Raw genomic sequence first — 13,034 nt, forward strand, 5'->3', positions numbered from 1 at the left:
TCGAGGCCCAGATGGACCGCTTTATTGTTGAATTCGACAAGGCTTTGCGAACGGTGTTTGCGCCTGCTCGTAGCGTTAGGCCGCACCCGGATGCGCAGCAGACCGAGGCCGATCTGACCGCTGCCGACAAGCAGCACGCAGCCGGGTTGATGCGTGTGAATCATTGTGGGGAGGTATGTGCGCAGGCGCTTTATCAAGGCCAGGCATTGACAGCGCGTGATCCGGCAACTCGCGCAGCGTTGCAGGAAGCGGCTCACGAGGAAACGGAGCATCTGGCCTGGACAGAGCAGCGGCTGCAGGAGCTTGGCAGCCATAAAAGCGTGTTGAACCCCCTATGGTATGTGGGTTCGCTGGCAATTGGCGTATCGGCCGGGCTGGTGGGGGACAAGTGGAATCTAGGCTTCTTGGCAGAAACCGAGCGTCAGGTTGGGGCGCATCTGCAGAGCCATCTCAGCCAATTGCCTGATCAGGACGCCAAAAGCCGGGCGATTGTCGAGCAGATGCGAATTGATGAAGCCAGCCACGCGGAGACGGCAACGCAGCTGGGCGGTGTTGAGCTACCCAAGCCCCTTAAGGATTTGATGCAGTTGAGCTCTAAAGTGATGACCACTTTGAGTTACCGAATCTGAACGATCAGACCTGGCTTGGCGCGGGTGGCGTTTTGTTCCGAACTTTAGGAGCAAAACGTCAAAGTGCCTGGATGCCAGGTTATGGAGTGGTGAGGCCCTGCCATCACGGAGAGAGTCTCAGTGATGTTGTACGGTGATGCTGACCAAGGCGCCACCCAGCCTTGATCTGGCAATTTGCAAGTTACCATCGTAAGCCTGTGCGATATCGGCAACGACATCAAGGCCGATCCCCTGGCCTGGTGTTGATTCGTCTGCTCGGCCATGTCGTTTGAGCACATGTGCAGGGTTGGCAATGCCGGGGCCATCGTCTTCCACGCCAAGGGTGATTCGGCCGGCTTCGATCTGCGCAAAGAGCTGCACCGTATGCCGCGCCCACTTGCAACCGTTATCTGCCAGATTTCCCCACGCTTCAAACACGTCGCCCGAATCGAGCCGGGCTGTCAAATCTGCCGGTACCTGCACCGAAATGGTGAGGGATTTGTCCCGATAAACCTTCTGCAGCGAGGCGGCAATCCGGTCGGCAATTGGCTGCAACGCAATCGGCTCGGCCAGCCGGGAAGCGCCTGCCGTGGCGGCACGTTGCAATTGATGTTGAACGATATGATCCATGCGGACGACTTGCTCGGAAACCGTGGCCTGGAGATGGCCAGGGTCAGACAAAGCCGCTCGCAGCACCGCCAACGGGGTCTTCAGACTATGGGCAAGGTCGGCCAGGCCATTGCGGTAGCGCTCGCGTTGGGCCTGCTCGCGTGCCAGAAGATGGTTGAGGTTGTCGGTCAGCAGTCGAATTTCAGCGGGGTAATCGTTGTCCAGCCGTGATCGGTTGCCGGTTTCAACTTCTTTGAGCTCCTGCGCGACGCGCCGCATTGGCGCCAATCCCCAACGCAACAGCAAGATCTGGGCAAGTAGCAGCAAGCCCGCCAGCCCACCCAACCAGCCCCATAGACTCCTGCGATAGACGCCGATCTGCTTCAGGTAATCCGCTTTGTCTTCGCTGACACTGAAGGTGAGCAGGGCGTTTTGATTACCGGTTGCCCATTTCACACCAAAGCCAAGTACGAAGTAAGGTTTGCCAGTCTTGTCTGCGATTTCAGTGAATTCCTGATGACCGGCTTCCAGACCGCGCAAGAATGGTACGTTCAAACCGAGAGTGGAGTTGGACTGCCATTCGACTTTCGCTGCGAGGTGCGAAACATTGGCATACAGGCCGGATGATGGGAGCGACAGGCGTGGTTCGGCCAGCTGGGGAGGCATCAGAATGCCGCCATCTGGCGAGACATCGGCCGCGGCCATCAGCAGGTAAGCCTGGCCCAGTAACCGTTCGTGTCGTGCCGCCTGGGCGCTCTCCTGGAATGCGCGATCAAGTGCTGCACCGGTTGCTACCAGGAAAGCCAACAGAATCAGCGTTGCTGCAACAATGATGCGGCCATTGATGGAGGACGGCAGCACGCGACTCACGTCAAGGTGAAGCGGTAGCCACGTCCGCGCAGGGTTTCGATCGGCAGCAAGGTTCCGTCCGGATCAAGCTTTTTCCGCAGGCGGCCGATCAAGACTTCGAGCACATTACTGTCTCGATCTTCGTTGTGAGGGTAGAGGTAATCGGATAGCTCGATCTTCGATACCACTTTGTCGCGATGCTGAACCAGATATTCGAGCAGGCGGTATTCAAAGGTGGTCAGGTCTACTTCGGCACCTTCGCGCCATACTTTCTGCGCTGACCAGTCCAGTGCGATGGGGCCAAAGGTGAGCCGATTGCCGGTTGCGCCGGCTGCGCGTCGCAACAATGCCTTCAGACGAGCCAATAACTCAGGGAACTCGAAGGGCTTGACCAGATAGTCATCGGCGCCTGCCTCTAGCCCTTCAACTTTTTCTTGCCAACGCCCCCGTGCAGTCAGGATCAGGATGGGCAGGCTGACGCCTTCTTCGCGTAAGGTCTTGATCAACTCAATCCCAGGCAATTTGGGCAGGCCGAGATCGACTACGGCGGCATCGAACGGGTATTCGCGTGCCAGAAACAAGCCGTTTTCGCCATCTGCTGCTTCGTCCACTCTATAGCCTTCGGCCTCTAGCTGTTGCCGCAAGGAGAGGCGAAGTGCAACTTCGTCTTCAACGATCAACAAACGCATTATTCGGCTGCTCCGGTTTCAGCATTGATCGAGATGACGCGCACCTCTCCACTGGGGGTAAGCACCTTGACCCGATAGACCTCCCGTCCGCCTGCCCTGGCTTTGTCTACCGACAAGACGCGCCCACCGGCCATGCGCTGGGCGGTAGCGGCAGCCTCGTCCCGGCTGATTTGGGCCAGTGCGGGTGCGGTCGCCAAAATGAGCGTCAGAGCGATGAGTGGGGCGTAAAAGCGTTGCATGAGCATCTGTTCCTGTGGGGTACGTTGAGCGAATCCAGCTGGTTGGCGGTACTTTTACCGCCAAAGCCGGATTCATATCATTGCTGGGGCTCAACCGAAACCCTTACGCGCAATTCGCGGCCGGGGTCGTTCGGCATAATCGTTGTGTAACGACGGCCGGCGTATTCGTATTCAACGCGATAACCGGTGATACGGCTCTGCCAGTTGTCAACCTGACGGCAACGACGCACTTCACGTGAGCGAGGCTCTTCGTACACCGTGGTGCTGCCATCACGGTTTTCAACGCGGTCGCCGATCAGGGCGCCTGCAACGGCTCCGGCTGCCGTGGCCGCTTCACGGCCATGACCTTGTCCGACTTGGTTGCCGATCAGAGCGCCAGCGATACCACCGATGATTGCGCCACCGACATTGCGCCCGGATTCAACGCGACGGGGCTCGACTTGTACTTGCTCAATCGAGCACTCCTGGCGAGGCTGATTGACTCGCTCGTATTCAGGGGTCGCACTGCGGACACGAGCGTAGTCGGAGAAGTCGGAGGCGCTGGCCTGTCCGACTGCGACCAGTGCGGCGGTAGCGAGAAGAATGCGGGCGGTTTTCATATTTGGAACTCCTAATTGCTGGGTTGATAGGTGCATCGTAGGCGCTTGGTGCTTAACCGGAACTGAACGGTTCCCCCAATGGCTTTAGGTAAAATTGACGGCCTTTGTGTTGCGGGGCCGGCTTCTGGGCTTGGCGCCATTGATGAGTAAAGCCATTTCGCGAACGGCTATGAATAGCTACGCAAAAGCCAAGCAAAGCCATAACAGCCTGCTGCGACTAAGAGTGTGACGATCAGTCGCTGAACAAGTTTCATCTGATTGCCTGCTGTCGTGGCGTAGCAGAGCAACAGGTTGATGAGGAGTGCAGCAGGCAGCTGCAGCTTGCCTTGGCTGATCAGGAAAGGTAGCCCGATAACGATGCAACAGACCATCCCCAACACTGCGGCTAGCCAGCCACGAGCAGCCGTTGCAACGGGTGGTACGGGCCTCAGTTGCAGGCAGTTTGCGAGTGGCTCGGTCAGTGCCGTATCGGGATGGGTTCTCAGTGCTGTGGCCAGTGATTGCGCTTCACTCAGGGAATAGCCATGCGAGGCCAGTAATCCCGTCAGGCCAAGCGTCATTTCCAGATCTGGCAGGTCTTCGCGTACTGGCTGGTTGGCTTGTTGGTCTGGCGTCAGGGCGGCTTTCAGCTGCCAATGTGTACGCCATCCCAGCGTGATCGCTGTGAATAGCGCAATGAGCCATACCGCCAGTTGCTGAGTCGCTAACAGGCTGTTCATCCCTGTCAGCAAGGCAAGTATCGCCAGGCAAGGCAGGCGGGCGGCGTCAATAGCGTGCAGACTGGTTTGCAGGGTATCTGGCAGATGCCGAGGGGGGCGATACACCGACAAGCCAGGGATACCCAGTATGGTCAGGACCGGCAGGCTGTTCCGGATGCCCAGCATCGGCAGCATTCGCGTCAGAAGGCTTACCAAGCGAGACGGCGACGACCGGCCAGCGTTGGAGTCTGCAGGAAACTGTGCAGCGGCAATTTCGAGGAACCACCACTGACGGGTGGTGCCGGATTCGAGATCGGCCAGTAAAACAAGTAAGTGCCGGATGTCTTTAGGCTGCAGTGTTACCAAGCCATGCTTCCTTGGAATGGCGTAGTGGCTTCAGGCCGCATCTGCGAGACGTCGCCAGCCTTGCTCGGTCAGTACCTCAATGGGGCGGTACTGTGTTTTATATGACATCTTGCGACAGGCCTCGATCCAGTAACCCAGATATAGATGCGAGAGGCCAAGTGCCTTGGCATGGTTGATTTGCCATAGCACGTTATAAACGCCATAACTTGCTTGCGGGTAGTCGGGGTCGAAGAAGGTGTAAACCGATGAAAGGCCGTCAGTCAGCCGATCAATCAGGCTGACCATACGCAGCTGGCCATTGTCGTGGAATACGGCGAGAAAGCTGTCTACGTTGCTCTTCAGAATGAAGTTCTCATATTGCTCCCGGCTGTCCTCATCCATGCCGCCGCCAGCATGGCGTGATTCCTGATACCGCCGGTACATCTCGTAATGTGCTTCGTCGAAGCGCAGGGGCTCCAGGGTGACCGAAAGCCCTTCCTGTCGTCGCCAGATCCGCCGTTGTGTGCGGGATGGCGTGAAGTCGCGCACCGGCAGGCGTACGGGCACGCAGGCTCTGCAATTGTCGCAATAGGGACGATAGGTGAAGAGCCCGCTACGTCGGAAGCCATTGCGCACTAGCTGGCTGTAAACGAAGCCGTCGATCAACTCGCTGGGAATGGCAACCTGCGAGCGGGCCTGGTGGTCGTCCAGATAAGAACAGGGGTAAGGTGCTGTGGCATAAAACTGGATGCGCACCGTTTTGTGGTCATAGGGGTGGCTCATGGCTTAGGCTCCGCTAGGCTTGCGCCAACCGTCACGTCGTATTGCCAGCGCTGGGGAGGCTCGCCCTCGGCGATCAGTCGGGTCAGATTCTGCAAAAACAGATCGCGATCAATCTGTCGGCCGCCCAGCGAGGCCAGATGCTCCGTCTTCATCTGACAGTCAATCAGCCCGAAATTTCTGCTCTCAAGCCAACGTACCAAATGCACGAATGCCAGTTTGGAGGCATCGCTTTGATGGGCGAACATAGATTCACCATAGAACATGCGACCGATGGCGATACCGTAGAGGCCCCCTACCAGCTTGCCTTCGATCCAGCATTCGGCGGAATGGGCGTATCCGAGTGCGTGCAGGGCGCAGTAACCGTCAATGATGGCGGGGCCGATCCAGGTGCCATCCTGACCGCGTCGAGGAGTGGCTGAGCAGGCCTGCATCACCTCGCGGAACGCGGTATCGAAGCGGATGGTATAGGCTTTGTTGCGCAGGGTCTTGGCCAACGAGCGCGAGACTTTCAGCTCGTTCGGATACAGGACCATTCTAGGGTTCGGGCTCCACCACAGGATCGGGTCACCCTCATTGAACCATGGAAAAATACCGTGCTTGTATGCCGCCAGTATCCATTCAGGGCTGAGAGCCCCACCGGCGGCCAGCAAGCCGTTTGGCTCAATCAACGCTTGCGACAGGGGGGGGAAGGCCGGACGCCGGCCAAGCCACGGGATCATTGCAGACTCAGGAGTGGGAGGTCGCGGATTTGCCTTTGATGTCTGTCTTGAGTTGGCACTCGCCACAGACGCCGTACAGATACATCTCGTGCTCTTCGATCTTGAAATTGTGGGCGGCAGCAATGGCTTCCTGTCGCGCTTCAATTTCGGGATCGCAGAATTCCTCGACCTTGCCGCAACGGACGCAAACCAGATGGTCGTGATGACTACCCTTGTTCAGTTCATATACCGCCTTGCCGCTTTCGAAGTGGTGACGCACCAACAGATTGGCTTGTTCAAACTGCGTCAGAACCCGGTAAACCGTTGCGAGTCCAATGTCTTCCTGTTCGGCCAGAAGTAAACGATAGACATCTTCGGCTGTCAGATGACGCTCGTTACTGTTTTCAAACAGATTGAGGATTTTGAGGCGGGGTCCGGTTGCCTTGAGTCCGATATCTTTTAGGTCGCTGGCTTTGCTCATGGGCATTGTGGTGTGGAAAGTATGTTGTGGGTATGATAAAGCGTTTCGTTACCCGCCGCACGGCACACCTTGCCTGAAGGCCGGTATCACAAATCAACCCCCCCATTCCTGTTCCAATGATCAAACCTGCATTTGCCCTCGCTCTCGCTGCCTGCCTGACTGGCTGCTCGTTCCTCACGCCTTACAAGCTCGATATTCCACAAGGCACCCCGATTACTGCAGACCAGACCGCCAAACTGAAGCTTGGCATGACCCGTTCACAGGTTCGTTTTGTGCTGGGTAGCCCCCTGCTGCAGGATGCTTTCCACGGCAATCGCTGGGACTATGTGTTCTATGAAAGCAAGGGCGGCAAAGTGAGCGAGCAAAAGCGCTACCACGTCCTCTTCGATGGTGACCGGTTGGTCGGAATGGGGGGCGATACACTGCCTGCCCGAAACGTGACCGTGATTCCTGCGCCTGGCGGTACGACGCCAGAAGCTGCCAAGGCAGGGGGCTGATCATGGCCGATTTGCGTGTCGCAATTGCCGGTACTTCGGGCCGGATGGGCAAAGTGCTGATCGAGACCGTGCTGGCGACACAGGGCTGTCGCCTGGTAGCGGCGCTCGATAGAGATGGCGCGCCTTCATTAGGAGTCGATGCGGGGCAGTTTCTTGGGCGGGTCACAGGCGTCAGCATTTCGTCCGACGTGGTTGCCGCACTGCAAGAGGCGGACGTGCTGATCGACTTTACCCGCCCGGAAGGTACCCTGGCCCATCTGGCAGTTTGTCGTCAGCTTGGGGTGAATATGGTGATTGGTACCACAGGTTTCTGCGAAGAGCAGAAACAGCAGCTGACCGATGCGGGTAAACAGATCGGGGTGGTATTTGCTCCAAACATGAGCGTTGGCGTCAATCTGACCTTCAAACTGCTGGAAATGGCTGCCAAAGTACTGGCAGAAGGCTACGACATCGAGATCGTCGAGGCCCACCATCGTCACAAGGTGGATGCCCCGTCCGGCACCGCTTTGCGCATGGGGGAGGTGGTTGCCGATGCCTTGGGTCGTTCACTGGAGGAATGTGCGGTGTATGGCCGTGAAGGCGTCACCGGGGAGCGGGACCCCTCCACCATTGGCTTTGCTACCGTGCGTGGCGGCGATGTCGTCGGTGACCATACGGTTATGTTCATGGGGACTGGCGAGCGCGTGGAAATCACTCACAAGGCGTCCAGTCGCAGTACCTTTGCCCAAGGGGCCCTGCGTGCCGCACGCTGGCTTACGGCACAGCCTGCGGGCTTGTACGATATGCAGGATGTCCTGGGGTTGCGCTGATCCGGCGCGATATATCGCATGCAGCAAGACAGGGGCGCTTTGGCGCCCTCTTTTTTTGTCCACTCCAGTGCTGATGGCGGGTGGCTTTGAACCAACCGCACCAACTTTGTCGTGTCCATCCAAACAAGGGGAACCAGAATGAGCTTTTTAACCACAGACCTATGCGATGCCAATGCCGAGCTGGTGAGGGTTGCACAGCCGATGTTCGCTATCTATGGTGGACGTAAGCGCTTTTGTGGCGAGATTGCAACGATCAAGGTGCATGAAGACAACGTACTGGTAAGGGACGCCCTGTCGCAACCTGGAAAAGGCAAGGTGCTGGTGGTGGATGGAGGGGGCAGTCTCCGTTGTGCCTTGATGGGGGACTTGATCGCCGCGCTGGCGGTGCAAAACGGCTGGGAAGGTGTGGTGATTTACGGTTGCATTCGTGATTCGGTGGCCATTGGCGCACTCGATATTGGTGTGCGTGCCTTGAACACCCATCCTCTAAAAAGCCGAAAGAAAGGCGCTGGTGACACGAATCTGGTGGTGACATTTGCAGGGGTGGATTTCGTGCCGGGCGAGTTCCTGTACGCAGATGAGGATGGCATTATCGTTTCCCGGCAAGCGCTCAAGCTGACCGCAGCCAACTGAGTGGCGAAGGCATCGGAGTGCAGTGGTCGCACGTGGCCGCTGCATTCACGGTTTCAGGATGATTTTTGCAAGCAACTGGTAAGAATTCATGACGATGTTTTACAAGTCTGCCGACCTGGCCGGATGGATAGGTCGTCATTTGCTGACTGGAAAAACGCTATGTTGCTGATCTGATGAACTTTGTCTGTTTTTTGTTGCAGTGCGACTTGCGTGTCTCGATTATGCACCTTTACCTTTAAGTAATGTTAAGAATGAATTGAACTGAAACAATTCCATGTGCATAATTTGCAGTTTTTTCGGGAAGGAGGGCTCATGAACTTAAGTGAATTTGGCAAGATAGAACTCCGCTTGCACGATCGCATGCGCTCGCTGTTTGGTGTGCGCGTCAAACGCAGACGTCCACCTGCAGGGCCTCGCCCGATGCCTGGTGCAACCATTGCACGAGGTGAAGTGGCGATGAAAATTCTGAATCCGATGCCGGAGGATGTATGGCAATGGTTGAGCATGATTGGCTGGCGCCAACTCAATCTCAACAAGGAACGGCGTCGGTATCGGGTATTGCCCAGCAAGTCCTTCAGCAAATTGCTGGAGGTGAAAACCAACGATGAGCGGGAAAAAATCGTTGCGCAGATGCTGAAGGATGCCCAGAAACTGGAGTTGGAAAAATTGGGGCACGGCGGGCATTAAGAAGCTGCAGCCATCAAGTTTTTCCGAGATTGCCGGCCGATTTGCCCAGGGTGAATCGGCCGGCTTTGTTTTCAGGAGCGCATTGGCGCGAGCCCTTGTTGCTGCCCTGTCATTTCAACAATTCCACCCCGCGACCACGCCTGATGACCAGGCCCATTGAAAGTTGTAGCCACCCAGCCAGCCTGTGACATCGGTTACTTCGCCGATGAAGTACAGACCAGGCTGGCGATTTGCCATCATGGTTTTCGACGACAAGGCGCGTGTATCAACCCCGCCTCGCGTCACTTCCGCCTTTTTGTAGCCCACCGATCCATTCGGTTTGACTCGCCAGTCATGCAGCCGGGCGGCAATTTCTGCACGTTCCTTGGGGGTGTATTGCTTCAGGGGCTTATTGGCAAAGTTTGCCTCGCAAAATGCGGTGGCAAAGCGTTTTGGCAGCCAGCTGCTCAGTACATTGCCGAGCAGTTGTTCGCTACGTGCGGCTTCCTCCAGCAGCTGGCCTGCGTCGTGATCGGGCAGCAAGTCGAACTGTAGCGTGTCACCTGGGTTCCAGTAAGACGAAATCTGCAAGATGGCAGGCCCTGATACGCCCTTGTGGGTCAGCAGCACGTTTTCACGGAAGGCGGGGGCTTTTCCCTCGGCCAATTGCACGCTCACATCCAGAGATATCCCCGACAAATCAGCAAACAGATCTTTTGGGTCGAAGCTTAGCGGCACCAAGGCCGGGGCCGTCGGCACAATGGCCAGGTCGAACTGGCGAGCGATGTCGTAGCCCAGTCCGGTTGCGCCAATAGGAGGGATGGACAACCCGCCGCAGGCTACCACCAGCGAAGCACAACGCCAGTGCTCACGACTGGTCCGGACTTGATAAGCCGTGCCATCGTGGCTGATTGCTCCGATGGAGGTGCCCATGCGCCATTGCACGCCTGCCTGGTCGCACTCGGTTTTCAGCATGTCGATGATGTTCTGGGCGCTGTCATCGCAAAACAGCTGGCCGAGTTTTTTCTCGTGGTAACCAATGCCATAACGTTCAACCAGGCCAATGAAATCTCGCTGGCTGTATTGCGCCAGGGCGGACCGGCTGAAGTGGGGATTTTGCGACAGATAGCACTCGGGACGGGCGTTGATGTTGGTGAAATTACAACGACCGCCACCGGAAATGCGGATTTTTTCCGCCAATACGGTGGCATGGTCGATGAGTACGACACCCCGGCCACGCTGCGCGGCTGTTGCGGCGCACATCATGCCTGCCGCGCCGGCGCCAATGATTACTACGTCGATTTCTGTGGTCATAAATTGCTTAGTGCTTAGAGTCTGGCGCCTAGTATGAATACTCGAAACTGGTTATAGTGACGGCGCGATAAACCGCGCCACAGCGCGATCCGCTGCTGTTGGCGGCGTACCACGAGCTGGTCTGAAACGGGCTTGCATCACTCGGTACGTAACAGGTTCTGCCGGGTGATTCGAGTTTTTACACAAGAATCCAAGCGCGGTTGACACTTCCTCCGGTGAAACGCGACCGCGTGAAAGTGTCAGCAAAGCCTGGGCAGAACTGGGCTTCCATCCTCAAATAAAGATTGGTTTGGAACCGGGTCGCTGCAGGCGGTCATGCCGGCTATCCGGTGTGGTTCTCTTCTCTATAAAGACGCTAATTGTAAATCGGAGCGGACATCCAATGATTCGTCACACCAAGAAACTTCTGGGCCTTGCCGTCGTAGCTGCGCTGTCACAGAGCGCATTTGCCGTGCAGTATTCCAATACCGTGTTCTTTGGCGATAGCCTGACTGATACGGGAGCCTTTGGTGGCCTTGGCCCGCTGCCGGCAGGCGCACGCTGGACCGTCAACGATGCCGATATTTACGCTTCGCTGATTGCCAAGAAGTACGGCGTAACACTGACCCCGACCAACAAGGATAACCCCAAGCTCGGCGCGGGCAATAACTATGCCCAGGGTGGCGCACGTGCCGTGGAAGTCACCAATTCCCAGCCATTCGGCAATATCCGCGATCTGCCGACGCAAGTGACAGATCATCTGACTGCCAAGGCTGGTGTGTTAGACCCGAACGCGCTTTATACCGTTTTCATTGGAGGCAATGATATTCCCGCTGCGCTGACAGAGTCGGCAACCAAGGGTTCGGCAGTGGGTCAGGCCATGATCACCGAAGCGGCTGCCAGCACCGTCAAGCAGGTTGGCATCCTCAAGGCCAAGGGAGCCAAATATGTTGCCGTGGTCAACCTGCCCGATCTGTCGCAGACCCCTTCGGTTCTGCTCTCGACCATTGGTGCGATCAGCCAGCAGCTGGCGGCCAAGAATCCGGCCTTTGCTGCCAGTGCTGCAACGGTCAACGCCAAGGCTGTTGATACCGCGCGTAGCTTGCTGAACGCTGGCAAAACTGCCGACGAAGCATTGGCAGGTGCTCAGGCTGTCTTCGTTGGTGCGTTGATGCAAGGTGGCGTTCCGAAAGATACGGCTGCAGCACTCCTGCCGGTTAGCACCTTTACCAGCACTTACGCCACGATCAAGGGCGGTACTGCCCAACTGACGAGCCTCTATAACACGGTGCTGAATGCCGGGCTGACTCAGGTTGGCGACGTTATCCAGATTAACTCCACGGCTTTGCTGAACGAAGTCATTGCCAATCCGAAGGCGTTTGGCATCGACAACACCAGCGGCATGGCCTGTGGCCTGTCTAGCGGCTTCAGCTCGCTGGTCTGCAACGATACCCAGCCTGATTTCGACAAGTCGAAGACCTATCTGTTTGCGGATGATCGCCATCCGACACCGGCTACTCACGCCGTATTGGCGCAATACATGGCCTCGGTTCTGGATGCCCCGATGTTTGCATCCCAGCTCCCGAGCATTCAGGCGATTACCCCTGCCATGCAGCGCCAGGCTCTGGATGCGCGTCTGGACGAGCCACACAAAGCTGGTGAAATTGGCGTCTTTGCCAACTATGGCTACACCTCGAACGATCAAAAAGAAACAGTTGACTCCTACAAGAGCGATGGTCGCAACCGTGGCGTGACTGTGGGTGTGGATTATCAGCTCAATGACAAGATCACCACCGGTCTGGCCATGACCTATATCTACGGCACGACCGATTTCTCCATGGGGCGTGGTCGTTTCGAAGCGCGTGATTATCTGCTGACCTTCTTCGGTGGCTTCCGTATGGGCGATCTGTCGATTAACGGCGATATGGGCTTTGGTTCGACCCGTTATAACCAGATCGAACGCAATGTGGTGCTGGGTAACCTGAATCGCATCGAAATGGGCGATACCTCGGGTAGTCAGATCACGATGCGGGTAAACGGTGGCTACGATCTGCACTTTGGCAACATCACCACTGGCCCGACACTCGGTTTCGCCTGGCGCAAGTCCAAGGTCGGTGCGTATGCCGAACGCAACAACGCGGCAGGTGTACCGAACAGCACCACCATGAAGTTCGACGAGCAGGAAATCGACGCTATGCTGTGGTCTGCCGGCTGGAAGGTTGCTGCCGATTTCGAGCAGGTGAAGCCGTTTGCTTCGGTGATGTTCTACCACGACAGCAAGGATAGCGACCGCAAGCTGCGCGCCGGTCTGGTCAGCCAGTCCTCCTACTTCGAAACCCCGGTGTACACCCCGGACAACAGCTACGCCACGCTGAGCCTGGGCACCAACTTCGCCTTGGGCAAGTCATGGGGTGGGTATGTGCAGTACACCCATACCACAGGCTTGTCGGACGAGCGTCGCCGCAACTACTCCATTGGTCTGCGCGGAACGTTCTGATCCAGCGGCGCCGGCCGGCTTGCGCTGGCCTGGTGCTTCTG

The 13,034-nt window shown here is 57.1% G+C and carries 15 protein-coding genes; 6 read left to right on the top strand and 9 right to left on the bottom strand.

Features of this window, described 5'->3' with window-relative positions:
* The first annotated feature begins 11 nt into the window (after nt 1–11).
* Entirely contained in the window at nt 12–629 is a 618-nt protein-coding gene (gene coq7, locus PZA18_RS06385) for a 2-polyprenyl-3-methyl-6-methoxy-1,4-benzoquinone monooxygenase (RefSeq protein WP_284099970.1), read from the top strand.
* Nucleotides 630–746: 117 nt separating this feature from the next.
* On the opposite strand, the gene PZA18_RS06390 is transcribed toward coq7, so the two are convergent.
* The 8 genes from PZA18_RS06390 to fur all read right to left on the bottom strand — a co-directional run bounded on the left by PZA18_RS06390 (nt 747) and on the right by fur (nt 6,598).
* Nucleotides 747–2,078, bottom strand: coding sequence for an ATP-binding protein (locus tag PZA18_RS06390; RefSeq protein ID WP_284099971.1), 1,332 nt, complete (start codon nt 2,076–2,078; stop codon nt 747–749).
* A 5-nt stretch (nt 2,079–2,083) separates the two neighbouring features.
* The gene (locus PZA18_RS06395; protein ID WP_284099972.1) at nt 2,084–2,755 is read right to left on the bottom strand and encodes a response regulator transcription factor; all 672 of its coding nucleotides are present in this window, start codon (nt 2,753–2,755) and stop codon (nt 2,084–2,086) included.
* Nucleotides 2,755–2,994, bottom strand: coding sequence for a PepSY domain-containing protein (locus PZA18_RS06400; RefSeq protein ID WP_284099973.1), 240 nt, complete (start codon nt 2,992–2,994; stop codon nt 2,755–2,757). The genes PZA18_RS06395 and PZA18_RS06400 overlap by 1 nt, the downstream gene beginning before the upstream one ends.
* A 77-nt stretch (nt 2,995–3,071) precedes the next feature.
* Nucleotides 3,072–3,593, bottom strand: coding sequence for a glycine zipper 2TM domain-containing protein (locus tag PZA18_RS06405; RefSeq protein ID WP_284099974.1), 522 nt, complete (start codon nt 3,591–3,593; stop codon nt 3,072–3,074).
* A gap of 167 nt (nt 3,594–3,760) precedes the next feature.
* On the bottom strand, nt 3,761–4,657 hold the full coding sequence (locus PZA18_RS06410) for a hypothetical protein (protein ID WP_284099975.1): 897 nt from the start codon (nt 4,655–4,657) through the stop codon (nt 3,761–3,763).
* Between the two features lie 30 nt (nt 4,658–4,687).
* On the bottom strand, nt 4,688–5,419 hold the full coding sequence (locus PZA18_RS06415; protein ID WP_284099976.1) for an arginyltransferase: 732 nt from the start codon (nt 5,417–5,419) through the stop codon (nt 4,688–4,690).
* A complete protein-coding gene (gene aat, locus PZA18_RS06420) occupies nt 5,416–6,138 on the bottom strand; it encodes a leucyl/phenylalanyl-tRNA--protein transferase (RefSeq protein WP_284099977.1) in 723 nt (240 codons plus the stop codon). Before aat ends, PZA18_RS06415 begins: the two co-directional genes overlap by 4 nt.
* A gap of 7 nt (nt 6,139–6,145) precedes the next feature.
* Nucleotides 6,146–6,598, bottom strand: a complete 453-nt coding sequence (gene fur, locus PZA18_RS06425; protein WP_284099978.1) for a ferric iron uptake transcriptional regulator — start codon at nt 6,596–6,598, stop codon at nt 6,146–6,148.
* A gap of 116 nt (nt 6,599–6,714) precedes the next feature.
* Here fur and PZA18_RS06430 point away from each other — a divergent pair, with 116 nt between their 5' ends.
* The 4 genes from PZA18_RS06430 to PZA18_RS06445 all read left to right on the top strand — a co-directional run bounded on the left by PZA18_RS06430 (nt 6,715) and on the right by PZA18_RS06445 (nt 9,224).
* Nucleotides 6,715–7,095, top strand: a complete 381-nt coding sequence (locus tag PZA18_RS06430; RefSeq protein ID WP_284099979.1) for an outer membrane protein assembly factor BamE — start codon at nt 6,715–6,717, stop codon at nt 7,093–7,095.
* Nucleotides 7,096–7,097: 2 nt separating this feature from the next.
* Complete coding sequence (gene dapB / locus PZA18_RS06435; RefSeq protein WP_284099980.1) at nt 7,098–7,904, top strand: 4-hydroxy-tetrahydrodipicolinate reductase; 807 nt, start codon at nt 7,098–7,100, stop codon at nt 7,902–7,904.
* Between the two features lie 138 nt (nt 7,905–8,042).
* Nucleotides 8,043–8,537 carry a ribonuclease E activity regulator RraA gene (gene rraA / locus PZA18_RS06440; RefSeq protein WP_284099981.1) on the top strand — a complete coding sequence of 165 codons (495 nt, stop codon included), beginning with the start codon at nt 8,043–8,045 and terminating at the stop codon, nt 8,535–8,537.
* A 312-nt stretch (nt 8,538–8,849) separates the two neighbouring features.
* Nucleotides 8,850–9,224 carry a hypothetical protein gene (locus PZA18_RS06445; RefSeq protein WP_284099982.1) on the top strand — a complete coding sequence of 125 codons (375 nt, stop codon included), beginning with the start codon at nt 8,850–8,852 and terminating at the stop codon, nt 9,222–9,224.
* A 114-nt stretch (nt 9,225–9,338) separates the two neighbouring features.
* Here the strand turns inward: PZA18_RS06445 and PZA18_RS06450 are convergent, their stop codons facing one another.
* Complete coding sequence (locus tag PZA18_RS06450) at nt 9,339–10,517, bottom strand: BaiN/RdsA family NAD(P)/FAD-dependent oxidoreductase (protein WP_284099983.1); 1,179 nt, start codon at nt 10,515–10,517, stop codon at nt 9,339–9,341.
* Nucleotides 10,518–10,899: 382 nt separating this feature from the next.
* On the opposite strand from PZA18_RS06450, the gene PZA18_RS06455 reads away from it, so the two are divergent.
* Nucleotides 10,900–12,993: an autotransporter outer membrane beta-barrel domain-containing protein gene (locus tag PZA18_RS06455; protein ID WP_284099985.1), complete on the top strand. Its 2,094-nt coding sequence runs from the start codon at nt 10,900–10,902 to the stop codon at nt 12,991–12,993.
* The last annotated feature ends 41 nt before the right edge of the window (nt 12,994–13,034 follow it).

Origin of the sequence: Parachitinimonas caeni, from assembly GCF_030129945.1 — a bacterium.
Classification (GTDB): domain Bacteria; phylum Pseudomonadota; class Gammaproteobacteria; order Burkholderiales; family Chitinimonadaceae; genus Parachitinimonas; species Parachitinimonas caeni.